We start from the raw sequence: 25,864 nt of genomic DNA on the forward strand, positions 1-25,864 counted from the left end.
CCATTTGCCGCTCAGAACCGGTCCAGGAGATGCCATGCCCTTCCAGTTCGAAGACCACGACCCCGAAACCTATCGCCGCAAGGGCCGTTTCATCAGCCTGGCCATGGCCGGCCAGCTGATCGTCTTCGGGCTGGTGTTCGTCCAGCTGCTGCAGACCGCCTTCGATGGCGGCTTCTGGCTCAATGTCCTGGGCGTGCTGCTGGGGCTGGTCGCCACCAGCCTGGTGTTCGCCGTGCTGCGCGAGCGTCCCTGGATGACCGAGATGCGCTACGTCTGGCAGCTCAAGCACCACCTCTCGCGGGTCAGCGGCTACCTGCCGGCGCTGCGGCGCGCCGTGGCGGAAGATAACGACACGGCACTGGCGGTGCTCTCCTTCTACCACCAGGGCATGGCCCAGCTCGCCGAGCTCAATGGCCGTACCCTGGATGACGACGCCGAGCTGCTCGCCGAGCGCGAGACCGTCAGGCTCGCCCGCCGGGAGAAGGGGTTGCCCGAGCGGGTCGACGGCTTCGATCCCGAGGACCTGCGTGCCTTCCAGCGCGGCTAAGCCCTGGTGGCGTAGGCGTAGAGCAGCGTCTCCTGGGCGCTGATCGGGGCCTCGTCGCCGGGCTGCTGCTTCAGGTAGCTGCCGTCGGACTGCAGCAACCAGCTCTGGCAGTTATCCACCAGGTAGGTCTCCAGGTCCTTGCGTACCCGGGCGGCGAGCTTCTTCTCCAGTAGCGGAAAGCCGACCTCCACCCGGTGGAACATGTTGCGTGCCATGAAGTCGGCGCTGGAGCACCAGGTCTCCGGCGTGCCGTCGTTGTGGAAGTGGAAGACCCGGGTGTGTTCGAGGAAGCGGCCGATGATCGAGCGCACCCGGATGGTCTCCGAGATGCCGGGAATGCCCGGTCGCAGGCAGCACATGCCGCGGATGATCAGGTCGCACTCAACGCCGGCCCGTGAGGCGCGGTAGAGCGCCTGGATCAGCCTGGGCTCGGTCAGCGAGTTGCACTTGACGATCAGATGGGCGTGCCGGCCCCGACGGGCATGCTCCGCCTCGCGCTCGATCATCGCCACCAGCCGCTCGTGGAGGGTGAAGGGGGCGTGCAGCAGGGTCTCGATCCGTCGGGTCCGCCCCATGCCCGAGAGCTGCTGGAAGACCCGGTGGACGTCCTCGCACAGCCCGGGGTGGGCGGTGAGCAGGCTGTAGTCGGTGTAGAGCCTGGCCGTCCTCGAGTGATAGTTGCCGGTGCCCAGATGGGCGTAGTGGCGCAGCTTGCCGCGCTCGCGGCGCACGATATGCATCATCTTGGCGTGGGTCTTGTAGGCCATGACGCCGTAGATGACGATGGCGCCAGCTTCCTGCAGCCGCGAGGCCAGGGCCAGGTTGTCGGCCTCGTCGAAGCGCGCGCGCAGCTCGATCACCACCGTGACCTCCTTGCCGTTACCGGCCGCCTCCACCAGCGCATTGACGATGGGCGAGTCGGCACCGGTACGGTAGAGGGTCTGCTTGATCGCCAGCACGTCGGCGTCGCGGGCCGCCTCGGCGAGCAGTTCCTCCACGGGGGCGAAGGACTGGAAGGGGTGGTGCAGCAGGAGATCGCCCTCGGCGATGGTGGCGAACAGGCTCTCCTTGCGGCCCAGCGGCTTGGGCAATCCCGGCGTGAAGGGCCGGTAGAGCAGCTCGGGGCGGTCGACCTCGCCGAGCACCGACATCATGCGCGTCAGGTTGACCGGGCCGTCGACCCGATAGAGGTCGCTCTCCTCAAGGGCGAACTGGCCGAGCAGGAAGCGCGCCAGCTCCTCGGGGCAGTTGGTGGCCACTTCCAGCCGCACCCCGCTGCCGTAGCGGCGTGCCAGGAGCTCACCGCGTAGCGCCGAGGCGAGGTCCGAGACCTCCTCCGGGTCCACCGAGAAGTCGGCGTTGCGGGTCAGGCGGAACTGATAGCAGCCGCGTACCGTCATGCCGGGAAAGACCTCCCCGGCATGGGCATGGATCATCGACGAGAGGAAGACGTACTCGCTGAAGCCCTCCTCGCAGAGTGCGGCGGGCAGGGCGATCACCCGGGGGAGCGAGCGCGGCGCCGGCAGGATGGCCAGGCCGCCCTCGCGACCGAAGGCGTCCTTGCCCTTCAGCTCGACGATGAAGTTGAGGCTCTTGTTGACCAGCCGCGGGAAGGGGTGGGACGGATCCAGGCCGATGGGACTGACCACCGGCATGATCTCGGCGTCGAAGGTGTCGCGGACCCAGGCCCGCTGGGCGTCGGTCCATTCGTCGCGGCGCCGGAAGCGCAGCCGGTGGAGCGCCAGCGCGGGGAGCAGCTCATCGTTGAGAATCCGATACTGGCGCGCCACCTGCTCATGGGCGATCCGGGAGATCTCGGCGAGCACCGAGCGTGGCGAGCGCCCGTCGGCGCCGCTGGCATCGTCCCCCAGTGCCACCTGGTTCTTCAGCCCGGCCACGCGGATCTCGAAGAACTCGTCCAGGTTGGAGGAGAAGATCAGCAGGAACATCAGTCGGTTGAGCAGCGGATGGGCCTCGTCCAGCGCCTGCTCCAGCACCCGGATATTGAACTGCAGGTGCGACAGCTCGCGGTTGAAGTAGAGGCCCGGATCGGCGAGGTCGGCCTGCGGGTCGGGGATCGCCCTGGGCTTGATCCCGGTGCGGGTCTGGTTCAGCCGGGGGGCGGGCTGCTCGGCCGTCGTCTCACTGGCCGGGGGCTCGCCGGCCGGTGACTCGGACGGCGAGGTACCGGGGTGAGCCTGGGTGTCGGGACTGCGCGGGTCTTCCATCCTGTCTCCTGGTGTCGATGGAAGGGCCCGCGCTGCCGCGACCGGGCCCCACCCTCACTGGGCGAGCAGCCTGGCTGCCCGCTTGGCGAAATAGGTCAGCACGCCGTCGGCGCCGGCGCGCTTGAAGCAGAGCAGCGACTCGAGGATGACCTCGTCGGCGTCGAGCCAGCCGTTGTCGAAGGCGGCCATGTGCATGGCGTACTCGCCGCTGACCTGGTAGGCGAAGGTCGGGACCCTCAGCTCGTCCTTGATGCGGCGTACCACGTCGAGATAGGGCATGCCGGGCTTGACCATCACCATGTCGGCACCCTCGGCGAGGTCGAGGGCCACCTCGTGGAGCGCCTCGTCGCCGTTGGCCGGGTCCATCTGGTAGGTGGTCTTGTCGGCACGGCCCAGGTTGGCGGCGGAGCCCACCGCATCGCGGAAGGGGCCGTAGTAGCGCGAGGCGTACTTGGCGCTGTAGGCCATGATGCGGGTATTGACCAGGTGCTCCTGCTCGAGCACCTGGCGGATGGCCCCGATGCGCCCGTCCATCATGTCCGAGGGGGCCACCACGTCGGCGCCGGCCTCGGCGTGGGAGAGCGCCTGCTTGAGCAGGGTCTCGACGGTGCGGTCGTTGTGCACGTAGCCGTGCTCGTCGAGGATGCCGTCCTGTCCGTGGCTGGTGTAGGGGTCCAGGGCCACGTCGGTGATGAGGCCGAGCCCGGGGGCGGCGTCCTTCAGGGCGCGCACGCTGCGCTGGACCAGGCCCGAGGCGTTGTAGGCCTCCTCGGCCATTGTGCTCTTCAGCGAGGCATCGACCACCGGGAACAGCGCCAGGGCGGGAATGCCCAGTTCATGGGCCTCGCGGGCCTCCTCGATGAGCAGGTCCAGCGACAGGCGCTCGACGCCGGGCATGGAGGGCACGGCCTCCCGCTGGCCCTCTCCCTCCAGCACGAACACCGGCCAGATCAGGTCGGCGGGGGTCAGCAGCGATTCGCGCATCAGGCGGCGCGAGAAGTCGTCACGACGCATGCGGCGCAGGCGGGTGGCGGGGAACTGGCGTGTGGTCATGAAGCTCAAGGCGTGTCTCCAGCGGTGAGGACGGGACCGCCACAGGCTCAGGGTGGCGGACGAGAGTGACGTTACGATGACAGGGAGTCGTTGCCTTGGAGTATATCAGCGCGGCCCTGCGCCGAAAGTCGTGCCTTGTCGCACCCCGGGCGACTCTCTAAAGTGTTGGGTTCGGATTATCGGGTCTGCTCGTCGGCAGGCGCATACCTTCAAGGAGATAGGCATGAGCAAACAGGTGGCGGTCATCCTCTCGGGCTGCGGCGTGTTCGATGGCTCGGAGATCCACGAGACCACCCTGACCCTGCTGCGCCTCGATCAGCTGGGCATCGGCTATCGCTGCTTCGCTCCCGACATCGCGCAGCACCACGTCATCGACCATCGCAGTGGCGAGGTGGCCGAGGGCGAATCGCGTAACGTGCTGGAGGAGTCGGCGCGACTGGCCCGGGGCGAGATCTCCCCGCTGGACGAGCTCGAGGCCGGTGACTTCGACGCGGCGATCCTGCCGGGGGGGTTCGGCGCCGCCAAGACCCTCTCGACCTTCGCCGCGGCCGGCGACGAGATGGAGGTGCTCGGCGAGCTGGCCGAGGTGCTTGCCGGCTTCCGCGAGGCGCGCAAGCCGATCGGCCTGATGTGCATCAGCCCGGTGCTGGTGCCGCGACTGCTGGGCCCCGGCATCGCCGTGACCATCGGTCACGACCCGAGTGTGGCCGGGGCGATCAGTGCCATGGGCGGGCTGCACCGCAGCTGCGGTGTCGAGGACATCGTGGTCGACTTCGAGAACCGGGTGATCACCACCCCGGCCTACATGCTTGCGACCCGCATCAGCGAGGCGGCTACCGGCATCTTCAAGCTGGTCGATCGCCTCGACGAGATGATGGATTTGCAAGCCTGAAGCCGGGAGCTATGAGCGGTAAGAGCGGCGCCGGCGGCAGGCCGAAGCGGAGGTCCGATGCCATGGATGGCATCGGTAGCGCCCAGGGAAGGGTTCACAGCGCCTCCGCGCAGGCCTGCCGTCGGGAAAGCCGCGATTTCGGGCACCATCCTGTTCGGTGCTATTCGTCTTCCTCGTCGTCCGCGGCCTTGCGCCGGCGCACCAGGCGACCGAACAGCAGCCCCACCTCGTAGAGCAGGTACATGGGCACCGCCAGCAGGCTCTGGGAGATCACGTCCGGCGGGGTGAGCAGCATGCCCACCACGAAGCAGCCGAGGATGACGTAGGGGCGCTTCTTCGACAGGCTCTCCACCGTGGTGGCCCCGGAGAGGATCAGCAGGAAGGTGGCGATGGGGATCTCGAAGGCCACGCCGAAGGCGAAGAACAGCTTGAGCACGAAGTTGAGATACTGGTTGATGTCGGTCATCACCGCCACGTCCTCCGGCCCGGTCTGGGTGAAGAACTGGAACAGCAGCGGGAAGACCACGTAGTAGGCGAAGGCGGCACCGGCGTAGAAGAGCGCCACGCTGGAGGCCAGGATCGGCAGCGCCAGGGCCTTCTCGTTGTCGTAGAGGCCGGGGGCCACGAAGGCCCAGGCCTGGTGCAGCACGTAGGGAATGGCGATGAACACCGCCAGCACCAGGGTCAGCTTGAAGGGGGCCAGGAAGGGCGAGGCGACCTCGGTGGCGATCATCTGGGAACCTTCCGGCAGCAGCGCCATCAGCGGCTGGGCCACGAAGGTGTAGATGTCGTTGGCGAAGGCATAGAGCCCGAGGAAGATCACCAGGATCGCCACCACGGCGCGTATCAGGCGCGAGCGCAGTTCGATCAGGTGTTCGATCAGCGGGGCCTGGTTCTGCTCCTGGGAGTCGCCGGTCTTGCTCATCGGGAGGTGGAGTCCTTTTCGGCGGCGTCGGCAGGTTCATCGGCGGGCGCATCGAGGCGTGCCCGGGCCAGGGCGTCGTCCAGGCGCTTCTCGGGCGGTTCGCTGGGCGCCTCGTCGCCCGCCTCCGGGCGCTCGGGCCCGGGAGCCCGACGCGGCTCGTCGGCCGCCTGGCCGGGCTCCGGCTTGGCGATGCTTTCCACATCGCGCTTGACCTGCTTGACGCTCTCGTCGAGCTTCTTCTGCTGCTCGTCGAGCTTCTGACGCAGTTCCTCGGCCTCGAGCTGGGCACTGATCTCGCGCTGCATGCCGGAGACGGTACGCTTGATCTTGCCGATCCACAGCCCCAGGGTGCGCGCGGCCTTGGGCAGGCGTTCCGGGCCCAGCACCAGCAGGCCCACCACGCCGATGATCAGCAGTTCGAGAAAGCCCATATCGAACATGGCGGCTTACTTGCGCTCTTCCTGGTCCTCGACCTTCCGCTCGGCCTTGACGTCATAGGTGTCACCCTCGTCGTCATGGCTCACCTTGGCCTGGGGCTTGTCCGCTTCGTTCTCCTTGTCCTTCTCGTCCTCGTGCATGGCCTTCTTGAAGCCCTTCACGGCGCCACCCAGGTCGCCGCCGACATTGCGCAGCTTCTTGGTGCCGAAGATCAGGATGATGATGCCGAGTACGATCAGCAGCTGCCAGATACTGATACCACCTAACATAAGTCGTTCCTCTGGTTGGGGGCTACGGGAAGACCCCGGAATGGCCAGTTCGTTCTATCGTTGCCTTGCGGCCTTCTCGTCGTGTCCGGAGACGCCGAAGCGGCGGGCCAGCTCGTCGAGCACCGCCCGGTGATCGAGATCCAGGTGTGCCAGCATCACCAGGCTATGAAACCACAGGTCGGCCGTTTCGGCGATCAATGCTTGCCGCTCGGCGTCGCCGCCATGCTCGGCATCCTTGGCGGCCAGCAGGGTCTCGGTGGCTTCCTCGCCCACCTTCTCGAGTATCTTGTTCAGGCCCTTGTGATGCAAGGCGGCGACGTAGGAATCCTGCGGGTCTGCCTGGCGCCGTTGATCCAGGACAACCTGGAGGCGGTCGAGAATATCGCTCATGGGGAAGGTTCCATTGCTGTGGGTGGACGTCAGTGCCAGGCCAGCAGCAGCACGCCGATGGCGGCGGCGGCCACCACCGGCCAGGGCTGTCCCGCGGCCCATTCTGTCAGCGGCTGCCAGGCCAGCGCCATGACCAGCAGCAGCAGCCCCAGCCTCAGGCGGCGACGGCTGCTGCCCTGGCGCTGCAACAGGCTGCGGATGCCGCTCATCGCCTCGGCCTGGCGGTGGCGCTGCCGGTGTTCGTGCTCGACGCGGCTCAGCGCCTGGTGGGCCAGCACCGGCAGTTCCGGCAGCTGGCGCGTCAGCTCCGGTGCCTGGCGCTTCAGCGAGTCCCAGAAGCCGCTGGCGCCGGCCCGCTCCTTCATCCACTGCTCGAGATAGGGCTTGGCGGTGCGCCACAGGTCCAGGTCCGGATAGAGCTGGCGCCCCAGCCCCTCGATATTGAGCAGGGTCTTCTGCAGCAGCACCAGCTGCGGCTGCACCTCCATGTTGAAGCGCCGGGCGGTCTTGAAGAGTCCCAGCAGCACCTGGCCGAAGGAGATGTCCTTGAGTGGCTTCTCGAGAATCGGCTCGCAGACGGTGCGGATCGCCGCGGCGAACTCGTTGGCCCGGGTGTTCTCGCCGACCCAGCCCGATTCGATATGCAGCGCGGCCACCTCGTAGTAGTCCTGGTGGAAGAAGGCCAGCAGGTTGCGCGCCAGGTAGTCCTGGTCCTCGCGGGTGAGGCTGCCGACGATGCCGCAGTCGATGGCGATGTACTGCGGGTCATGGGGGCGCTCGAGGGCAACGAAGATATTGCCCGGGTGCATGTCGGCATGGAAGAAGTTGTCGCGGAACACCTGGGTGAAGAAGATCTCCACGCCGCGCTCGGCGAGCTTCTTCAGGTCGGTGCCCTGGGCCACCAGGGCCGCGGTGTTGGCCACCGGCACCCCGTGGATGCGCTCCTGCACCATGACCCGCCCGCGGGTCAGCTCCCAGTGGGTCGCCGGCACGAACAGCAGTGGCGAGTCCTTGAAGTTGCGCTTGAGCTGGGAGGTGTTGGCGGCCTCCTTGGTCAGGTCGAGCTCGTCGAACAGGGTCGCCTCGTAGTCGCGTACCACCTCGACCGGGCGCAGTCGGCGCGCCTCCGGGATATGCTTGAGGACGCTCGCGACGCGGTACATCAGTGCCATGTCCTGGCGCATCACCCGCTCGATGTCGGGGCGGATGATCTTGACCACCACGTCCTCGCCACCGTGCAGCCGCGCGGCGTGGACCTGGGCGATGGAGGCCGAGGCGAGCGCCTCGGGCTCGAAGTGCGCGAAGGCTTCGTCGATGGACATGCCGAGCTCCTCTTCCACCCGGGCCCGGGCCTGGGCGCCGGGAAAGGGCGGCACCTGGTCCTGTAGCCGGCGCAGCTCGTCGGCGATGTCCTCGGGCAGCAGGTCGCGTCGGGTCGAGAGCACCTGGCCGAACTTGACGAAGATCGGGCCCAGCGCCTCGAGGGCCAGGCGCAGGCGCTCGCTGCGCGAGCGCGGGCCGATCGGTACCAGGCGCAGCGGCGAGAGCGTGAACAGGGTGCGCAGCCACCAGGGCAACCGGTCCAGCGGCAGCAGGGTGTCCAGCCGGTAACGGGTGATCACCCAGAAGATGCGCAGCAGCCGCAGGCTCATCATGGGCGGGTCCCCCCGTCGACCAGGCGGCGGTGCAGTCGGGCGAGGCGTGCCTCGAGGCGGTCGGTGGTGACTTCGAGCTCGGTGAGGTGGTCGCGCAGCACGGCGAGCTGGTGACGCCCGGGCAGCAGTCGCGCCTCCTCGAAGACATACTCGGCGAGGTCGGCGCGGAGCTCGTCGCGGGTGCGCAGGCCCCAGCGGGTGACCCCGCGCAGCCCCTCGGCGAGGCTGTGGGCGGGCATGTCGCCGAGCCAGCGGGCCAGCTCGCCCTCCCAGTCCAGGTCGAGGTCGAGCAGCAGGTCGCGGGTCGCCTCGAGCAGGTGGATGCGCCCACGCACCGCGAGCTTGCCCTGGAACATCAGCCGCTCGATGGACGCACCGCCGAGCAGCTCGCCGGCGGTCTCGGCATCGAGCTCGACGACGGCGTCGTAGTCCGCTTCGGTGGCGTCGTCCGGGCGCAGCAGGTCGAGGCCATGGGCATGGAAATGGATGGCCAGCGCCAGGCTGGGGCGCTCGAGCCGCAGCAGGATGCGTTGGCCGGCGAGGCGTGCCAGCCTGCCGGGGGCGGCCGGGTCGCGGGCGAGCAGGGCGTTCAGGGTGCGCTCGAGGCAGGCCAGTATCAGCATTATAATTTGATGCCGCGGTGCAGGGCGACGATGCCGCCGGTGAGGTTGGTGTACTCGACGCGCTCCAGGCCGGCGGCTTCCATCATGCCCTTGAGGGTTTCCTGGTCGGGGTGCATGCGGATCGACTCGGCCAGGTAGCGGTAGCTGTCGCCGTCGCTTGCCACCAGCTCGCCCATCTTCGGCAGCAGGCGGAAGGAGTACTCGTCGTAGGCGCGGTTGAGCAGGGCGCTGCGGGGCTTGGAGAACTCCAGCACCAGCAGCCGGCCGCCGGGCTTGAGCACCCGGGCCATGGAGCGCAGGGCGGCGTCCTTGTCGGTGACGTTGCGCAGGCCGAAGGCGATGGTGATGCAGTCGAAGGTGTTGTCGGGGAAGGGCAGGGTCTCGGCGTTGGCCTGGACATACTCGACGTTGCCGCCGACCCCGTGGTCGAGCAGCTTGTCGCGGCCGACCCTGAGCATGGATTCGTTGATGTCGGCTAGCACGACCCGGCCGCGGGGACCCACCAGGCGCGAGAACTTCAGCGTCAGGTCGCCGGTGCCGCCGGCGATGTCGAGCACGCTGTGGCCGGGGCGCACGCCGGCGCGCTCGATGGTCAGGCGCTTCCACAGGCGGTGGATGCCCAGCGACATCAGGTCGTTCATCACGTCGTAGCGGGCCGCCACCGAGTGGAAGACGTCGGCCACTCGGGAGGCCTTCTCCTCGACCGGGACTTCCTGATAGCCGAAGTGCGTGGTGCGCTTGTCGCTGGGGCTCATGCCGTGGGGCTCCCGAATCGCTGCGGTTGTCGACAGGCCAGCCGGCCTCGAATGCGCGATATTGTAGCCTCAGGCGGCCGCCGCTGTCTTGACGCCGGTCCTTTACAACTGCTTGATCTCGATGCCCAGCGGCTCGCGGCTGGCGCCGGCCTCCTCCAGCCGCCGCAGGTAGTCGGCCCAGTTGGCCTCCCGGTCACGGATCAGCGCATGGAGGTAGTCCCAGCTGTAGAGGCCACTGTCGTGGCCGTCATCGAAGTGCAGCTTGAGCGCGTAGCGCCCGGCCTGGGTGATGTTCTTCAGGCCGACGTGCTTCTTGCCCACCTGCAGGGTGGCGGTGTCGCCGCCGTGGCCGCGCACCTCGGCGGAGGGGGAGAAGACCCGCAGGTACTCCACCGACAGCCGGTAGCTCTCGCCGCCCTCGTAGGTGAGCTCGAGCTCGCGGTCCTTCTTGTGGTAATGCACGCGGGTCGGGATAGGGGCTGTCATGATATGGCTTCCGGTTCGGGCGTTGGGGGCGCGCGGCTACCCCGGCGACAGGCCTTTGCGGAGGCGCTGTGACCCCCTCCCTGGGCGCTACTTTTTCCATCCCTGGAAAAAGACCTCCGCTACGACCTGTCCCCGGCGCCGCGCAGCCCGTTGCCCTTTCAGCTTAAGGCTTACGGCTCGAGGCTTCGAGCTTACGGCTGGGGTTAGAGGATATACCGCGACAGGTCCTCGTCCATCGCCAGTTCGCCGAGCTGGGAGTCCACATAGGCGGCGTCGATCGCCAGTGGGGTGCCGATGTCGGCGCCCTTGAACGAGGCCTCCTCGAGCAGGCGTTCCATCACCGTGTGCAGGCGGCGGGCGCCGATGTTCTCGGTGCCTTCGTTGACCTTCCAGGCGATCTCGGCGATGCGCTCGATACCATCCGCGGTGAACGAGATATCGAGTCCCTCGGTGGCCAGCAGTGCCTGGTACTGCTTGGTCAGCGATGCCGAGGGTTCGGTGAGGATGCGCTTGAAGTCGTCGGGGGTCAGCGCATTGAGCTCGACGCGGATCGGCAACCGGCCCTGCAGCTCGGGGATCAGGTCCGAGGGCCGCGACAGGTGGAAGGCGCCGGAGGCGATGAACAGGATATGGTCGGTCTTGACCATGCCGTACTTGGTCGAGACCGTGGAGCCCTCGATCAGCGGCAGCAGGTCGCGCTGCACGCCCTCGCGGGAGACCTCGCCGCCGCTGGACTGGCCGCTGCCCTTGGCCACCTTGTCGATCTCGTCGAGGAAGACGATGCCGTTCTGCTCCACCGCCTCGATGGCGCGGTGCTTGATCTCCTCCTCGTTGACCAGCTTGGCGGCCTCCTCGTCGCGCAGCAGGGCGAAGGCGTCCTTCACCGCCACGCGGCGGGTCTCGGTCTTCTGCTTGCCCATGCCGGCGAACAGGCTCTGCAGCTGACTGGTCATCTCCTCCATGCCCGGTGGGGTCATGATGTCGATACCCGGGCCCTGGGGGGTGATCTCGACATCGATCTCCTTGTCGTCGAGCTGCCCCTCGCGCAGCTTCTTGCGGAAGAGCTGCCGGGTCGAGCTGTCCTGGCGAGGGGCGTCCTCCTGGCCGCGGGGCGGCGGCAGCAGGGCGTCGAGGATGCGGTCCTCGGCGGCGTCCTCGGCGCGGTGGCCCACCTCTTCCTTGGCCTGTTCGCGCACCAGCTTGATGGCGGCCTCGGTCAGGTCGCGGATGATCGACTCCACGTCGCGGCCCACGTAGCCCACCTCGGTGAACTTGGTGGCCTCGATCTTGATGAAGGGGGCCCGGGCGAGCTTGGCGAGGCGGCGGGCGATCTCGGTCTTGCCCACCCCGGTGGGGCCGATCATCAGGATGTTCTTGGGCGTGACCTCGTGGCGCAGGTCGCCCTCGAGCTGCATGCGGCGCCAGCGGTTGCGCAGGGCGATGGCCACGGCGCGCTTGGCGTCCTGCTGGCCGATGATGTACTGATCCAGGGCGTGGACGATCTCGCGGGGGGTCATCTGGGTCATGGTGGCGGCCTTCAGAGCTCTTCGAGCGTGACGTGGTGGTTGGTGAACACACAGATGTCGCCGGCGATCTCCAGCGACTTCTCGGTGATCTCGCGGGCCGAGAGGTCGGTGTTCTCGAGCAGGGCACGGGCCGCGGCCAGGGCGAAGTTGCCGCCGGAGCCGATGGCGATGATGCCGCGCTCGGGCTCCACCACGTCGCCGTTGCCGGTGATGATCAGCGAGGCATCCTTGTTGGCGACGGCCAGCAGCGCCTCTAGGCGGCGCAGGGCCCGGTCGGTGCGCCAGTCCTTGGCCAGCTCCACGGCGGCCTTGACCAGGTTGCCCTGGTGCTTCTCCAGCTGTGCCTCGAAGCGCTCGAAGAGGGTGAAGGCGTCGGCGGTGCCGCCGGCGAAGCCCGCCAGCACTTCGCCGCGGTAGAGGCGCCGCACCTTGCTGGCATTGCCCTTCATCACGGTGTTGCCCAGCGATACCTGGCCGTCGCCGGCCAGGGCGACCTGGTCGCCGCGGCGTACGGAAACGATGGTGGTCATGGAGAGAACTCCGAAACGGGGAGCCGTGGCTCCCGATGACTTTCGGCGCCGCGGGGGGCCCGGGTGCCGTACATGAGCTTTCAAGGGAAGTGCGGGCGAGTCAACCGGAATTCAACCGCCGGGCGTCGGGGCACGGCGAGTGGCTAGTTCTGCAGGCGAATCAGCAGGGGGTCTATCCCCTGGGTGACCATCAGGTCCTGGGCGCGGTTGAGCTCGCGGTTGTCATCGAAGGGGCCGACCTGCACCCGGTGCCAGGTTTCGCCACCCGAGGCCTGTACCTGGCTGACCTGGGCCACCAGGCTGAGGTTGCGCAGGCGCTGCTGCAGCTGCTGCGCATCGCCGGACTCGCGGAAGGAGGCGGCCTGGAGCATGTAGCGGTGGCCATTGGCCGGGCTCGGCGCCGGGTCGGCCGTGGCGTTCTCCCGGGGGCGCAGGTTGGCGGCGATCACCTGGGCGATGGGATCGTCGGCGGGGGCATTGGCGGCTTCGGGCTCCGGTTCGCTCGCCGGGGCCGGCGGCCGGGCGGTGGAGGCGGGCACCTCGCCCCGGGGCGCGACCACCTCGGACTCCGGCAGCAGGGTGTAGAACTCGAAGGTCGGCATGCGCGGCTCCTCCGGCGCGGAGCTGGCCTGGGGGCGCTGTGCGGCCTCGTCGCCGGCAGAGGGCGTACGGGGTACCACCGTGGCCAGCGGGGAGTCGCTGCCCTCCTGCCAGGGGGCCGTGCCGTGCTGGTGCTGGGCGAGCAGGAAGCCGGCCGTGAGGCCGGCCAGGCCCCACAGCCAACCCGGCAGGCCGTGGCTTGTCCGGGGAGTGGAGCGGCGCTTGCTGGACGTGGCGCCGCGCTTCTTCGGGGCGGGACGACGGGCCATGGCTTACATCTCCTCGGGAGCACCGACGCCCATCAGGTCGAGGCCGTTGCGCAGCACCTGGCGGGTGGCCAGGCCCAGCGCCAGGCGGGCATTGCGCAGGGCGTCGTCCTCGACCATCACCTTCACCGCGTTGTAGCAGGTGTGGAACTCGGCGGCGAGGTCGAGCAGGTACTGGGCGATCTGCTGGGGCTCGCGGGACGCGGCGGCGTGCTCGACCACTTCCGGGTAGCGGGCCAGGCGATTCATCAGCGCCTTCTCCTGGTCCTCGGCGAGCCGCGCCAGGCTGGCCATGGCCAGGGCGTGGTCGAAGGGCTTGCCATCGGCCTCGGCCTTCCTCGCCACGCTGCAGACCCGGGCGTGGGCGTACTGGACATAGTAGACCGGGTTGTCGTTGGACTGGGAGCGGGCCAGGTCGATGTCGAAGGTGAGCTGGGAGTCGGCGCGGCGGGCGGCCAGGAAGAAGCGGGTCGCGTCACGGCCGACCTCGTCGATCAGGTCGCGCACGGTGACATAGCTGCCGGCGCGCTTGGAGAGCTTCACCTCGACCCCGGAGCGGGTGACCATCACCATCTGGTGCAGCACGTAGTCGGGCCAGCCCGGGGGGATGCCGGTCTCCAGCGCCTGCAGGCCGGCGCGCACCCGGGTCACCGTGGAGTGGTGGTCGGCGCCCTGCTCGTTGATCACGGTGGTGAAGCCACGCTGCCACTTGTCGAGGTGGTAGGCGACGTCGGGCAGGAAGTAGGTGTAGTGGCCATCGGTCTTGCGCATCACCCGGTCCTTGTCGTCACCGAAGTCGGTGGTGCGCAGCCAGAGGGCGCCGTCCTGCTCGTAGGTATGGCCACCCTTGATCAGCTGCTCGACGGTGGCCTCGACCTTGCCGTCCTCGTAGAGCGAGGACTCCAGGAAGTAGACGTCGAACTCGACACCGAAGGCGCGCAGGTCGAGGTCCTGCTCGCGGCGCAGGTAGGCCACGGCGAAGTCGCGGATGGCGTCGAGGTCGTCCGGGTCGCCCTTGGCGGTGACGTGGCGGTCGTCGGCGTGGACCGTCTCGCCCGCCAGGTAGGCGTTGGCCACGTCGATGATGTAGCCGCCACGGTAGCCGTCGGCGGGCCAGCCCTCGTCGTCGGGGTCGATGCCCTTGACCCGGGCCTGCACCGAGAGCGCCAGGTTGCTGATCTGGGCGCCGGCGTCGTTGTAGTAGAACTCGCGGGTCACGTCATGGCCGGTGGCTTCCAGCAGCCGGCAGATACAGTCGCCGATGGCCGCCCCGCGACCATGGCCGACGTGCAGCGGGCCGGTGGGATTGGCGGAGACGAACTCTACCTGCACCTTCTCGCCCTGGCCGGTGAGGCTGCGGCCGTAGGTGTCGCCCCCATCGAGCACCTGGCGCACCACCTGGGCGGCGGCGTCGGTGGCGGCGAAGAAGTTGACGAAGCCGGGGCCGGCGATCTCCACCCTGCTCACGGCATCGCTCTCGGGCAGGGCGCCGACCAGCGCCTCGGCCAGCTCGCGGGGCTTCTTGCCGGCGGGCTTGGCCAGCATCAGCGCCAGGTTGGTGGCATAGTCGCCGTGGGCCTTGTCCCGGGTGGGGTCGACCTTGATGGTCGGCGAGAGGTCGGCGGGCAGCACGCCCTGCCGCTTGAGAGTGTCGAGGGCGCCCTCGAGCAGGGTGATGATGGTGTCTTTCATGAAGCGTCGGATGTCCTGTGGCGCCGGCCGATGCGAGGTAAAGGGCGATGACGAGGCGCTCGCGGTGGGCTCGGGCGTGGAAATACGGTGCCCGTGGGTGGGCATGGTCGGCCATTATCGGCAATTGTGGCGTGGCTTTAAAGCCCACCGGGCTTCGCCCGGAGCTGTAAGCCATAAGCTTTAAGCTATAAGAGAAAGCCTTTGCCATCAGAGGCGCTGACAACAGCCTTCGGGCTTACGGCTTACGGCTTACGGCTTACGGCTTTCAGCTCAGCGTCTGCGGGTCGATATCCAGCGACCAGCGCACCCGGCGAGCTTCCGGCGTGGCCTCGAGCCAGGCGACCAGCCCGGCGCCGGCCTCGTGCAGCATGCTGCGGCGCGAGCTGGCGAGCATCAGTTGCAGATGGTAGCGGTTCTGGCGCCGCTCCATGGGGGCGGGCACCGGGCCCAGGCAGTCCACCGCCAGGCCGCGCTCGCCGATCCAGCGCCGCAGGGCCTCGGCGGCCTGGCCGCCCAGGGCGTTCACCGCCTCTTCCCGGGGGCTCTCGAGGCGCAGCAGGGCCAGGAACCGGAAGGGCGGCAGGCCGGCGGCACGGCGCTCCTCCAGCAGCTGGTCGGCCAGGGCGGCGTAGCCCTGCTCCGCCAGCCGCCGCAGGTGCGGGTCGTCGCCATGCAGGGTCTGCACCAGCACCCGGCCGGGGTGGTCGGCACGCCCGGCGCGTCCGGCCACCTGCACCAGCAGCTGGGCACTCTGCTCCAGGGCGCGGAAGTCGCTGGCGTAGAGGCCGGCGTCGGCGTTGACCACCACCACCAGGGTGACGTGGGGCAGGTGGTGTCCCTTGGCCAGCATCTGGGTGCCGACCAGCAGGCAGGGCTCGCCGCGGCGGACCTCGGTGAGCACCCGCTCGAAGGCGTCGCGGCGCCGGGTGCTGTCGCGGTCGATGCGGTGTACCGGCACCTCGGGGAACAGCGCCGCCAGGGTCTCCTCGGTGCGCTCGGTGCCGCTGCCCAGGGGACGCAGGTCGCCGCTTCCGCAGCCGGGGCAGACATCGGGCAGGGCGCGGCGACGGTCGCAGTGGTGGCAGGCCAGCAGCGGCGGCTGGCGGTGCAGGGTCATGCGGGCGTCGCAGTGGTCGCACTCGGCGAGCCAGCCGCAGGCGTGGCACGCCAGGGTGGGGGCGAAGCCGCGGCGGTTGATGAACACCAGCACCTGGTGGCCGGCGGTGAGCGTCTCGCGGATGGCCTCGATCGCCGGGGGGATGAGTCCACCCTGGCGGCGGCGGCCGCGCAGGTCGACCAGCTCGAGGCGGGCCGGGGCGTGGCGGCTGGCGCGGCGGGTCAGCGACAGGTGGCGCCAGTCGCCGCTGCGGGCCCGAGCCAGGCTCTCCAGCGAGGGGGTGGCGCTGCCCAGCAGCAGGGGGATGCCGTGGTGGTGGGCGCGGGCCACGGCGAGGTCGCGGGCGTGGTAGCGCAGGCCATCCTGCTGCTTGAAGGAGCCGTCGTGCTCCTCGTCGACGATGATCGCCCCGGGCCGGGCCAGGGGGGTGAAGAGCGCCGAGCGGGTGCCGATGACGATGGGCGCGCGGCCGCTGGCGGCGGCCTCCCAGGCGTCGAGTCGCTCGTTGTCGGTGAGCCCCGAGTGCAGCGCCACCACCGGTACCCGGAAGCGCTGGCGGAAGCGGGCCAGGGTCTGGGGGGTGAGGCCGATCTCGGGGACCAGGACCAGGGCCTGGCGGCCACGGCCCACCACCGCCTCGATCAGCTGCAGGTAGACCTCGGTCTTGCCGCTGCCCGTGACCCCCTCGAGCAGGCAGGGGTGGTAGTCGTCGAGGCGCTCGTGGAGGGCGGCCAGGGCCGTGGCCTGTTCGCTGTTGAGCGGCAGGGCGGGCTCGGCGAACAGTGGCTCCCCGGCCTTCCAGGGGGCGGTGAGCGGCTCCTCGCGGGCGCTGACCAGGCCCTTGTCGGCCAGGGCGCGGAGCTGCTCGCGGGTGAACGACTGGGCGAGAATCGCCTGGGTGCCGAGGCCGTGGGGGTGCTGGCGCAGCATCTCCAGCAGCTCGGCCTGGCGTGGCGCGCGGGCGAGCCCCGGCGGGTCGGTTTCCAGGCCGGCGGGGGTGGGCTGCCAGCGCTCGCGGGTCCGGGCTTCGAGGGGGCGGCCCTGGCGGAGCAGCACCGGCATGGCCTGGTGCAGGGTGTCGCCCAGGGGGTGCTGGTAGTAGCGGGCGGTGAAGCGGCACAGCCATAGCCAGTCGGCGGGCAGCGGGGTGCCGTCCAGGCAGGTGTCCACCGGCTTGAGATCGGTCAGCGGCAGCTCGCTGTCGTCGCGACACTCGATCACCACGCCCACCAGCTGGCGGCGGCCGAAGGGCACCCGCACGCGCAGCCCCGGCTGCCAGCCGCCGGGCGGAGTCTCCCGGCAGGGGCGATAGTCGAACAGGCGGCGCAGCGGTGAGGGAATGGCGATACCCAGCACGCGGGGCGTGCTGGGGCGGGGGGGATTGGACAATTGGCCTCCGGCGTCGGCTCTGCTAGAATGCCCCGCCTCCACGGGCCCCCAGGGGGTGCGTGGCGGCAAAACCGGTTTGTACGTCGACAGAAACCCGTATGCGGTGCCTGGCAGCGGATCAGGTGGCGGCATACAGCTTCATGAGGCTCAAGATGAAACAAGGTATCCACCCGGATTACAAGACGGTCACCGCGACCTGTTCCTGCGGCGCCACCTTCGAGGTCGGCTCCACCGTGGGTCACGACCTGTCCCTGGACGTCTGCTCGCAGTGCCACCCCTTCTACACCGGCAAGCAGAAGCAGGCGACCACCGGCGGTCGCGTCGAGCGCTTCAACAAGCGCTTCGGTGCCGCCATCAAGCGGGGCTGATCATCGCCCCGTCACGGTCCCGGCCGTCGAGGTCGACCGTCGAGGTCGACCGTCGAGAGAGACCCGCCCATCGAGGCGGGTCTTTTTTTCTCCTGCGTCTGGTGGCGGCATGATAAGCGATGCATTATGGCTGATCGTATCGGGTACAAGTTGCAACAAATGTCTGCAAACGCCATCAAACGAGCGTACAAAAGGTGGGAAAATCTGCCCAGTTGAGGTGTGGAAGTTTTTTCTATACTCTGGCTGCCCCCTAAATCACCTGACCGGATCGAGAGCATGACAGACTCAAGAAAGGCGGCGCTTGACTACCACGCGAATCCCATTCCCGGAAAGCTGTCGGTGGAACTGACCAAGCCCACCGCCACTGCTCGGGATCTGTCCCTGGCCTACAGCCCGGGCGTGGCCGAGCCTGTCCGCGAGATTGCCCGTGATCCGGAAAATGCCTACCTCTATACCGGCAAGGGAAACCTGGTGGCGGTGATTTCCGATGGCAGCGCCATCCTCGGCCTGGGCAATCTCGGGCCGCTGGCGAGCAAGCCGGTGATGGAGGGCAAGGGCGTGCTGTTCAAGCGCTTTGCCGGCATCAACTCGGTGGACATCGAGGTCAACGCCGAGAGCCCCCAGGCGTTCATCGACACCGTGGCACGCATCGCCGATACCTGGGGTGGCATCAACCTCGAGGACATCAAGGCGCCGGAGTGCTTCGAGATCGAGCAGGCGCTGATCGAGCAGTGCAACATTCCGGTCTTCCATGACGACCAGCACGGCACCGCCATCGTCACCGCGGCGGGCATGCTCAATGCCCTGGACATCGCCGGCAAGTCGCTGGACAGCGCGCGCATCGTCTGCCTGGGCGCCGGTGCCGCGGCGATCGCCTGCATGAAGCTGCTGGTCTCCTGCGGGGCACACCCCGAGAACATCGTGATGCTCGACCGCAAGGGCGTGATCCATACCGGGCGCGAGGATCTCAACCAGTACAAGGCGATGTTCGCCGTCGACACCGACAAGCGCACCCTGGATGACGCCATCGACGGCGCCGATGTGTTCGTCGGCCTGTCCGGCCCGGGGCTGATGACCGCCGACCATATCCGCAAGATGGCCCCGACCCCGGTGGTCTTCGCCTGCACCAACCCGGACCCCGAGATCGATCCCGAGCTGGCCCGCGAGACGCGCCCCGACGTGATCATGGCCACCGGTCGCTCCGACTACCCGAATCAGGTCAACAACGTGCTGGGCTTCCCGTTCATCTTCCGCGGTGCCCTGGACGTGCGGGCGACCCGCATCAACGAGGAGATGAAGGTGGCGGCCGTGCATGCGCTCAAGGACCTGGCTCGCGAGCCGGTGCCCCAGGCGGTGCTGGAGGCCTACGAGCAGGAGAGCATGAGCTTCGGCCCCGAGTACATCATCCCGACCCCCGTGGACGTGCGCCTGCTCGAGCGCATCTCCTCGGCGGTGGCCCAGGCGGCGGTGGATTCCGGGGTGGCGCGCAAGCCCTATCCTTCCCACTACCCGCTGGCCACCGTGGACGACGTCTATGGTGGATGACCGCTGCTGACCGACGTTAGACCCGCGACACGACGCCGCCGGCCCTCGGGCCGGCGGCGTCGTTCGTGGCTGCTGACATGGCCAGCGGCTACCAGTCGTAGAGCACCGAGGCGCTGGTGGTGTGGTCGGTGCGGGCCATGGCGGCCTCGGGTGGCTGGGAGTTGTGCTTGATCTCGTGGGAGAGCTTCAGCGCCAGGTGCGAGTTGAGGCGGGCGGTGAGCGACGACAGCGAACGGGAGGTGGTGTTGTCGTCGGTGCCCTCCACCGAGAGCTCCTGCGTCAGCGCCGAGGTGTCGGAGATCTCGTACTCGTAGGCCATGGCGCCGTAGGCCACCGCCAGGGTTTCGTTCTCCTCCTCCTGGATGCGGTCGTGGCGAACGCCCGGACCGGCCTCCAGCGAGAGTCGCTGGCGCTCGGTGTCGACCAGGTCACGGCCATAGCCACCGATGGTGGTGAACTGCAGGTCGAAACCGCTGAAGCGGTCCTTTTCCCAGCGCGCGAAGCCGAACAGGTAGTGGGGCCCCTCGAGGTCGTAGCGCTCGCGCCCGGACAGCAGGTAGCGCTCGCCACTGGTCTCACCGTTGCGGGCGACGTTGCGCGCCTCGCCGCGCAGGGTGTGGGTCCACCGGCCGGTCAGCCAGGTCAGGCGGCTCTTGCCGATCAGGGTCTGGTTGTCGGTGTTGCCGGAAAGCCGGGTATAGCCCAGCTCGGCGTCGCCGCTGAAGGACTTGGCGTCCTCTTCGGGGGGCGGCGGGGCATAGAAGGGGCTGGCCTGTGCACTGCCGGCGGCCGCCAGCAGGCCGCACAGTGCCCACCATGAGGGTCGGGAGCGGCTCGTCGCAAGACGCGGCATATCGGTCTCCGTGGGTTGCCGGTTGTCGGGGCCGCCGAAGGCGGCGCTCGCGGTTGGCAGATGAAAGGGGCGGCGTCCCTGCCGCCTGGCGCGCTTTCTCAGAAGATGGCCTCGTAGGCGCCGGTGCCCTGCGAGCCGCTGCGCTGTTCGACCTCGCGGTCGACGCGCCGCGACTGGTAGTCGGGCAGGTGGTCGGGGTGGAAGATCTCGCTGATGCCGCCCGTCTCGCCGTCAGGCAGGCGTCGGCCGGTCTGGGGGTCGACGCGGGCGGTCACCAGGTCGGTCGGGGGGCTGGGCATCGCCTCGGCGCGGCCCTCGAGGGCCGCGCCCATGAAGTCGATCCAGATCGGCAGGGCGGCATTGCCGCCGTACTCGGCGATGGTCTCGTTGTCGTCCTTGCCCACCCAGACGGTGGTCACCAGATCGCTGTTGTAGCCGGCAAACCAGGCGTCACGGTAGCCGTTGGTGGTGCCGGTCTTGCCGACGAGGTCGTCGCGTTCCAGTTCCAGGGCGGCGCGACCGGTGCCGTTCTCGATCACGTCGCGCAGCATGTCGCGCAGGATGTAGATGGCGGTGGGGTCGGCCACGCGCGGGGCCACCGGGTGGCGACGTCCCTCGATCTCCACCTCGCTCTGGCCATCGCGGCAGTCACGACAGGCGACCTTCGGCAGCGCCTCGTCCAGCACGTTGCTGTCGTCGCCGCGGGTGATGCGCTCGATGAACCAGGGGGAGACCTGGAAGCCGCCGTTGGCCAGTACCGCATAGGCGTTGGTCATCTCCAGCGGCGTCAGGTCGGCGCTGCCCAGCGCCAGCGACAGCCCATTGGGCAGGCGACCCTCGGCGAAGCCGAAGCCCTTGAGGAAGTCGAGGGTGGCATCCATGCCGACCTGCTGCAGCACGCGGATGGTGACCAGGTTGCGCGAACGGGCCAGGGCCACCCGCAGTCGCGTGGGACCGAGGAAGTCCCGGCTGGAGTTGACCGGGCGCCACAGCTCGTTGCTGCCGTCCTCCAGCACCACCGGGGCGTCGTTGACCACGCTGGCGGCGGTCATCAGGCCGCTGTCGAGGGCGGCCAGGTAGACGAAGGGCTTGAAGATCGAGCCGGACTGGCGCTGGGCCTGCACCGCGCGGTTGAACTTGCTGGCGTTGAAGTCGAAGCCGCCCTGGAGGGCGAGGATGGCGCCGGTGTCGGGTTCCATCACCACCAGCGAGCCCTCGGCGTCGGGGCGCTGGGAGAGGCGATGGCTGCCGTCTTCCCGGGCGAGGATGCGCACCAGGTCGCCGGGCTCGGCGATCTCGGCGGCGGAGCCCGGCTCGGGGCCGCGACTCCTGGGGCTGAGATGGGGGCGAGCCCAGCTCAGGCCGTCCCAGTCGATGGTATGCAGCTCGCCGCCGCGGGCCATGACCTGCATCTCGCGGCCCTCGCTGGCCACCACGATGGCCGGTTGCAGCGGGCCGAACCCGGGAGTGCGCTCGAGCACCTGCAACCAGTTGCTGACGTCGCCGTCGATGCCCTCGATCTCGGTCTGGCTGCGTTCGGCGGCACGGCGGGCGGTCTGCATCACCTCGGGTGACTCGGACAGCTCCTCCTCGAGCCCCCGGCGCTCGGTGCGGTCCTGGGCCTCCACCAGGCTCGGCGGGATATCGCGCTCCTCGGGGCCGCGCCAGCCGTGGCGGGTGTCGTAGGCGATCAGGCCATCGGCCAGGGCGCGTTGCGCGTAGGGCTGAAGGTCGCTGTCGAGGGTGGTGTGAATGCGATACCCTCCGGTGTAGGCCTCCTCGCCGAAGCGCTCGAGGGCGAACTGGCGAGCCATTTCGGCCACGTACTCGGCATCGACTTCCGGGCGGGTGATGTGGCGCCGGGCGGTGATCGGCGCCTGCACCGCCTCGTCGTAGGCCGCCTGGTCGATATGGCCCAGCTCGCGCATGCGGAACAGGATCCAGTTGCGGCGGATCAGCGAGCGCTCGGGGTTGGCCAGCGGGTTGAAGGAGGAGGGTGCCTTGGGCAGGCCGGCGATCATCGCCTTCTCGGCCAGGGTCAGCTCGCCGAGAGGGCGGTCGTAGTAGGTCTCGGACGCCGCGGCGATGCCATAGGCGCGATGACCGAGGAAGATCTTGTTGACGTAGAGCTCGAGGATCTCCTCCTTGGAGAGGATCTGCTCCATCTGCAGGGCCAGCAGGATCTCGCGGATCTTGCGGGTGAAGGTGCGGTCGAGGGTCAGCAGGTAGTTGCGCGCCACCTGCATGGTGATGGTGGAGCCGCCGGACTGGATGTCGCCGCCGCTGGAGACCAGCTCGAAGGCGGCCCGGGCCAGGCCACGGGGGTCGACGCCGCGATGCTCGAAGAACCCCGAGTCCTCGGCCGCCAGGAGGGCCTGGACCATCTCCGGCGGGATCTCGTCGAACTCTACGGGCATGCGGCGCTCATCGCCGAACTCGCCGATCAGCTTGCCGTCGCGCGTGAAGATGCGCAGCGGGGTGTGCAGCTCGAAGTCCTGCAACTGGCGGACATCGGGCAGGCCTGGAGCGAAATAGAGGGCGGCACCCACCACGCTCAGGACCGTGGCGGCGGTGAGCGAGATCAGCAGCCACGCGGCCGAAAAGATCAGGGTTCTGAGAAACTTCATGAAATCGCGGTATCCGTGATGAGAACTGGAGCAGTCTGGCGGCGATATAGGGGGTTTTCCTTTGCGCCGCCATTATAGGAAGCTGGGCGGGCGGCCACCAGCGTTGATGTTTGGCGACAGGGTTTGCCGTGTGTGGGTTGGCAATATCATGTAACCTCTGATTACAGAGCGGGGTATGATTTCCATCATCCATTCCTCCCACGCCGAGGGATGAAATACCATAATGAGCGGCAAGCCGCATGGATCAGGCAGGGGCATGACCTAGATGCGACTCAGAGCATCCGGCAAGGGACTGATTGGTGTCGATATCACCTCGGCCACCGTCAAGCTCATCGAACTCAAGCGAACCGGCGCCCACTACCAGGTCGACAGCTATGCCGTCCGTCCCCTGCGCGAGGGTGCGGTGGTCGAGCGGCGGATCCGCGACATGGGCGAAGTGGTCGACGCCCTCGCGCGCGCGGTCCAGCAGGCCCGGCCGAACTCGCGCCGCGCCGCGGTGGCGGTGCCGGCCAGCGCGGCGATCACCAAGACCCTGACCCTGCCCGCCTCGCTCAACGACGACGAGATCGAGGCGCGCATCCAACTCGAATCCGACAAGCATATCCCCTTTCCGTTCAGCGAAGTCGCCTTCGACTTCCAGCGCCTGGGCCTCAATGCCCGTTACGGTGACCAGCAGGACGTGCTGCTGGTGGCCTGTCGCCAGCAGGACGTCGGCCAGCTGACCGACGCCCTGCTGCAGGCCGGCTTGACCCCCGGGGCGGTGGATGTGGAGACCTTCGCCATGGAGCGTGCCTTCACCGAGCTGCGCCATCAGTTGCCGGTCGCCGGGGGCGAGGAGGACTGCGTCGCCCTGGTGGACATCGGTGCCACCATGAATGCCTTCCATGTACTGCGCGAAGGGCGCATCGTCTACAGCCGCGATACCGTCTTCGGCGGTCGCCAGCTCACCGAGGAGATCCGCAATCGCTACGGGTTGAGCCTGGAAGAGGCGGGCCTGGCCAAGAAGCGCGGGGGATTGCCCGAGGATTACCAGCGCAGTGTGCTCGACCCCTTCCTCGACACCCTGGTGCAACAGGTCGGCCGTTCCCTGCAACTCTACTACACCGCCGGACGCAAGCACGAGGTGCGGCGCATGGTGCTGGCCGGTGGCTCCAGTGTGATCCCCGGCCTGGCCGAGCGCCTGGGCCAGGAAAGCGGCATGGAGGTGGTGATCGCCAATCCCCTGCAGCGCATGAAGGTCAACACCCGCATCGACGTGCAGACCCTGGCCGGTGACGCCCCGGCCATGCTCACGGCCTGCGGCCTGGCGATGAGGTCCCGCCCATGACCATCGAGATCAATCTGCTGCCCTGGCGGGAGGAGGTTCGCGCCCGCCGCAGCAAGCGTTTCTTCCTGGCGCTGGGGTTGATGGCGGTGCTGGGGCTCGGCGGCGGCTACGGCATGACCTGGCACTACGAACAGCAGCTCGAGGCCCAGCAGCAGCGCAATGCCCATATCCAGGCCCAGAGCCGGCAGCTCGACACCGCCATCCTCGAGCTCAGCGAGCTGGAGGCGATCCGCGAGCGCATGCTCGAGCAGGTCCAGGTCTTCACCGACCTGCAGATGGGGCGCGCCCAGACGGTCCATGTGTTCAGCGATCTCGTCACCAGCCTGGTCGACGGAGTGCACTACACCCGGCTCTCTCGTGAGCAGGGCAGCCTGCGGCTGGTCGGCCTGGCCGAGAACAATCGCCAGGTCTCCGACCAGCTGCGCGCCCTGGCGGCGACCGACGCCTTCTCGGTACCGATGCTCTCCGAGGTGGAAACCGGGGAAGATGGTCAGCGCCGCCGCTTCAGCCTGAGCATGAGCCAGCACATGCCGGCCGGCGATCCGGGCGAGAATGCACAGGAGGTGCCATGAGCCTCAAGGGGGAACTGCGCCGGTTGCGTGCACTGGACTGGCGCGAACTGGACATCAAGGAGGCCGGCGGCTGGCCCTGGTCGCTGCAGCTGATCTGCTGCCTGCTGGCCCTGGGTCTGACCTTTGCCGGCATGCACTGGTACCTGGCGGCGCCCAGGGCCGAGGAGCTGGACCGGATGCGGGCCGAGGAGCGCCAGCTGCTGCGCGACTACCAGAGCAAGGCTTCCCAGGCCGCCAACCTGCCCGTGATGCGTGAAGAGATGGCCAGGCTAGAGGTACGCATGGAGACACTGCGGGAGATGCTGCCCAGCGGTGCCGAGATACCGTCGCTGATCGACGACATCAGCGAAACGGCCATCGACAACCAGCTGGCCATCGACTCCATTCGCCTGCGCAGCCCGGTGACACAGGAGCATTACATCGAGCAGCCCTTCGATATCCAGGTGCAGGGTGACTACCATCGGGTGGCGGCCTTCCTGGCGGGTGTCGCTGGCTTGCCACGCATCGTCACCCAGCACGACTTCACCCTGGCGCCCGCCGAAGGCGGCAGCGGCCAGCGTCTGCAGTTGTCGATGCTGGCCCGGACCTACAGCTACCGGCCGAGCGAAGAGGAGGCACCATGAACGCGGCGCGCAGGGTGTTGGGGCCCGCCGGCGGCCTGCTGGTGATGCTGCTGGCCGGTTGTGCCGATCCCGAGCTGGGCGACCTCGATCGCGAGCTCGCGGCGATCCGCAACGACCCCGGCCAGGTGCCGCGGGTGGAGCTGCCCGAGATTCCCGAGTACGAGGCGGTGCCCTATGACGAGGCCGGCCGGCGCAGCCCCTTCATCGCCCAGCTGCCGGAGGCGGAACAGCCGCCCCGGGGCTCCGAGGGCCTGGCGCCGGACTTGACCCGGGCCCGTGAGCCGCTGGAGGCCTACGGGCTCGGCGAGCTCGACCTGGTGGGCACCCTGCAGGTGGGTGGGCAACCCTCGGCCCTGGTGCGGGCACCGGACGGTCAGGTGTATCGCCTGCGGGTCGGCGACTACCTGGGCAGCGATTTCGGGCGCATCATCAGCATCACGGGCGCCTCGGTGCAACTGGTCGAAGTGGTGCCGACGGGGCGCGGTGGCTGGATCGAGCGCAGCACACGACTGTCGCTGGATGACTGACAGCGCTTGAAGAACCGATAACAGGGGTGTCGTCGCGCCGC

General features: G+C 68.6%; 25 protein-coding genes. 8 read left to right on the forward strand and 17 right to left on the reverse strand.

Features of this window, described 5'->3' with window-relative positions:
- Window positions 1-34 precede the first annotated feature (34 nt).
- Window positions 35-547: a DUF3087 family protein gene (locus MKP05_RS02340; RefSeq protein WP_240566848.1), complete on the forward strand. Its 513-nt coding sequence runs from the start codon at window positions 35-37 to the stop codon at window positions 545-547.
- On the opposite strand, the gene ppk1 is transcribed toward MKP05_RS02340, so the two are convergent.
- Together ppk1 and hemB are read right to left on the reverse strand one after the other, a co-directional pair.
- Window positions 544-2,775, reverse strand: coding sequence for a polyphosphate kinase 1 (gene ppk1 / locus MKP05_RS02345; RefSeq protein WP_240566849.1), 2,232 nt, complete (start codon window positions 2,773-2,775; stop codon window positions 544-546). The two genes, MKP05_RS02340 and ppk1, sit on opposite strands and share 4 nt — an antisense overlap.
- A 54-nt stretch (window positions 2,776-2,829) precedes the next feature.
- Window positions 2,830-3,828, reverse strand: a complete 999-nt coding sequence (hemB, locus tag MKP05_RS02350; protein ID WP_439108964.1) for a porphobilinogen synthase — start codon at window positions 3,826-3,828, stop codon at window positions 2,830-2,832.
- 223 nt (window positions 3,829-4,051) lie between these two features.
- Here hemB and elbB point away from each other — a divergent pair, with 223 nt between their 5' ends.
- Window positions 4,052-4,720 (forward strand): isoprenoid biosynthesis glyoxalase ElbB, encoded by a 669-nt coding sequence (gene elbB, locus MKP05_RS02355; protein ID WP_240566851.1) that lies wholly within the window; start codon window positions 4,052-4,054, stop codon window positions 4,718-4,720.
- Between the two features lie 160 nt (window positions 4,721-4,880).
- On the opposite strand, the gene tatC is transcribed toward elbB, so the two are convergent.
- The 13 genes from tatC to MKP05_RS02420 all read right to left on the reverse strand — a co-directional run bounded on the left by tatC (window position 4,881) and on the right by MKP05_RS02420 (window position 17,513).
- Entirely contained in the window at window positions 4,881-5,645 is a 765-nt protein-coding gene (tatC, locus tag MKP05_RS02360; RefSeq protein WP_240566852.1) for a twin-arginine translocase subunit TatC, read from the reverse strand.
- Window positions 5,642-6,085 (reverse strand): Sec-independent protein translocase protein TatB, encoded by a 444-nt coding sequence (gene tatB, locus MKP05_RS02365; RefSeq protein WP_240566853.1) that lies wholly within the window; start codon window positions 6,083-6,085, stop codon window positions 5,642-5,644. The genes tatC and tatB overlap by 4 nt, the downstream gene beginning before the upstream one ends.
- Window positions 6,086-6,091: 6 nt before the next feature.
- Window positions 6,092-6,352, reverse strand: coding sequence for a Sec-independent protein translocase subunit TatA (gene tatA, locus MKP05_RS02370; RefSeq protein WP_102627011.1), 261 nt, complete (start codon window positions 6,350-6,352; stop codon window positions 6,092-6,094).
- 54 nt (window positions 6,353-6,406) lie between these two features.
- Window positions 6,407-6,742, reverse strand: coding sequence for a phosphoribosyl-ATP diphosphatase (locus MKP05_RS02375; RefSeq protein ID WP_110282985.1), 336 nt, complete (start codon window positions 6,740-6,742; stop codon window positions 6,407-6,409).
- 29 nt (window positions 6,743-6,771) lie between these two features.
- Window positions 6,772-8,394 carry a ubiquinone biosynthesis regulatory protein kinase UbiB gene (gene ubiB / locus MKP05_RS02380; protein ID WP_240566932.1) on the reverse strand — a complete coding sequence of 541 codons (1,623 nt, stop codon included), beginning with the start codon at window positions 8,392-8,394 and terminating at the stop codon, window positions 6,772-6,774.
- Complete coding sequence (locus MKP05_RS02385; RefSeq protein WP_240566854.1) at window positions 8,394-9,020, reverse strand: ubiquinone biosynthesis accessory factor UbiJ; 627 nt, start codon at window positions 9,018-9,020, stop codon at window positions 8,394-8,396. The genes ubiB and MKP05_RS02385 overlap by 1 nt, the downstream gene beginning before the upstream one ends.
- Window positions 9,020-9,775 (reverse strand): bifunctional demethylmenaquinone methyltransferase/2-methoxy-6-polyprenyl-1,4-benzoquinol methylase UbiE, encoded by a 756-nt coding sequence (ubiE, locus tag MKP05_RS02390; protein WP_110282987.1) that lies wholly within the window; start codon window positions 9,773-9,775, stop codon window positions 9,020-9,022. The genes MKP05_RS02385 and ubiE overlap by 1 nt, the downstream gene beginning before the upstream one ends.
- Before the next feature lie 102 nt (window positions 9,776-9,877).
- Window positions 9,878-10,261, reverse strand: coding sequence for a gamma-butyrobetaine hydroxylase family protein (locus MKP05_RS02395; RefSeq protein ID WP_110282988.1), 384 nt, complete (start codon window positions 10,259-10,261; stop codon window positions 9,878-9,880).
- A gap of 203 nt (window positions 10,262-10,464) precedes the next feature.
- Window positions 10,465-11,787: an ATP-dependent protease ATPase subunit HslU gene (gene hslU / locus MKP05_RS02400; protein ID WP_240566855.1), complete on the reverse strand. Its 1,323-nt coding sequence runs from the start codon at window positions 11,785-11,787 to the stop codon at window positions 10,465-10,467.
- 11 nt (window positions 11,788-11,798) lie between these two features.
- On the reverse strand, window positions 11,799-12,317 hold the full coding sequence (hslV, locus tag MKP05_RS02405) for an ATP-dependent protease subunit HslV (RefSeq protein ID WP_102627017.1): 519 nt from the start codon (window positions 12,315-12,317) through the stop codon (window positions 11,799-11,801).
- A gap of 143 nt (window positions 12,318-12,460) precedes the next feature.
- A complete protein-coding gene (locus tag MKP05_RS02410) occupies window positions 12,461-13,186 on the reverse strand; it encodes an SPOR domain-containing protein (protein ID WP_240566856.1) in 726 nt (241 codons plus the stop codon).
- 3 nt (window positions 13,187-13,189) lie between these two features.
- Window positions 13,190-14,875, reverse strand: coding sequence for an arginine--tRNA ligase (argS, locus tag MKP05_RS02415; RefSeq protein WP_240566857.1), 1,686 nt, complete (start codon window positions 14,873-14,875; stop codon window positions 13,190-13,192).
- A 265-nt stretch (window positions 14,876-15,140) separates the two neighbouring features.
- Window positions 15,141-17,513 carry a primosomal protein N' gene (locus MKP05_RS02420; protein WP_240566858.1) on the reverse strand — a complete coding sequence of 791 codons (2,373 nt, stop codon included), beginning with the start codon at window positions 17,511-17,513 and terminating at the stop codon, window positions 15,141-15,143.
- Window positions 17,514-17,533: 20 nt separating this feature from the next.
- Between MKP05_RS02420 and rpmE the strand changes: the two genes are divergently transcribed.
- Both rpmE and MKP05_RS02430 read left to right on the forward strand, forming a co-directional pair.
- On the forward strand, window positions 17,534-17,749 hold the full coding sequence (gene rpmE, locus MKP05_RS02425) for a 50S ribosomal protein L31 (protein WP_110282993.1): 216 nt from the start codon (window positions 17,534-17,536) through the stop codon (window positions 17,747-17,749).
- Window positions 17,750-18,025: 276 nt separating this feature from the next.
- Window positions 18,026-19,294, forward strand: a complete 1,269-nt coding sequence (locus tag MKP05_RS02430) for a malic enzyme-like NAD(P)-binding protein (protein WP_240566859.1) — start codon at window positions 18,026-18,028, stop codon at window positions 19,292-19,294.
- 88 nt (window positions 19,295-19,382) lie between these two features.
- On the opposite strand, the gene MKP05_RS02435 is transcribed toward MKP05_RS02430, so the two are convergent.
- Together MKP05_RS02435 and MKP05_RS02440 are read right to left on the reverse strand one after the other, a co-directional pair.
- The gene (locus MKP05_RS02435) at window positions 19,383-20,147 is read right to left on the reverse strand and encodes a DUF481 domain-containing protein (protein ID WP_240566860.1); all 765 of its coding nucleotides are present in this window, start codon (window positions 20,145-20,147) and stop codon (window positions 19,383-19,385) included.
- A 98-nt stretch (window positions 20,148-20,245) separates the two neighbouring features.
- Window positions 20,246-22,774: a penicillin-binding protein 1A gene (locus tag MKP05_RS02440; protein WP_240566861.1), complete on the reverse strand. Its 2,529-nt coding sequence runs from the start codon at window positions 22,772-22,774 to the stop codon at window positions 20,246-20,248.
- A gap of 265 nt (window positions 22,775-23,039) precedes the next feature.
- Between MKP05_RS02440 and pilM the strand changes: the two genes are divergently transcribed.
- Genes pilM through MKP05_RS02460 form a run of 4 tightly spaced genes read left to right on the forward strand, consistent with a single transcriptional unit; the run spans window position 23,040 to window position 25,823 of the window.
- On the forward strand, window positions 23,040-24,101 hold the full coding sequence (gene pilM / locus MKP05_RS02445) for a type IV pilus assembly protein PilM (RefSeq protein ID WP_240566862.1): 1,062 nt from the start codon (window positions 23,040-23,042) through the stop codon (window positions 24,099-24,101).
- The gene (locus MKP05_RS02450) at window positions 24,098-24,673 is read left to right on the forward strand and encodes a PilN domain-containing protein (protein ID WP_240566863.1); all 576 of its coding nucleotides are present in this window, start codon (window positions 24,098-24,100) and stop codon (window positions 24,671-24,673) included. Before pilM ends, MKP05_RS02450 begins: the two co-directional genes overlap by 4 nt.
- Window positions 24,670-25,296 carry a type IV pilus inner membrane component PilO gene (locus MKP05_RS02455; RefSeq protein ID WP_240566864.1) on the forward strand — a complete coding sequence of 209 codons (627 nt, stop codon included), beginning with the start codon at window positions 24,670-24,672 and terminating at the stop codon, window positions 25,294-25,296. Before MKP05_RS02450 ends, MKP05_RS02455 begins: the two co-directional genes overlap by 4 nt.
- Window positions 25,293-25,823 carry a pilus assembly protein PilP gene (locus MKP05_RS02460; RefSeq protein ID WP_240566865.1) on the forward strand — a complete coding sequence of 177 codons (531 nt, stop codon included), beginning with the start codon at window positions 25,293-25,295 and terminating at the stop codon, window positions 25,821-25,823. The genes MKP05_RS02455 and MKP05_RS02460 overlap by 4 nt, the downstream gene beginning before the upstream one ends.
- Window positions 25,824-25,864 lie beyond the last annotated feature (41 nt).

Source organism: Halomonas flagellata, assembly GCF_022487945.1.
GTDB classification, from domain to species: domain Bacteria; phylum Pseudomonadota; class Gammaproteobacteria; order Pseudomonadales; family Halomonadaceae; genus Halomonas; species Halomonas flagellata.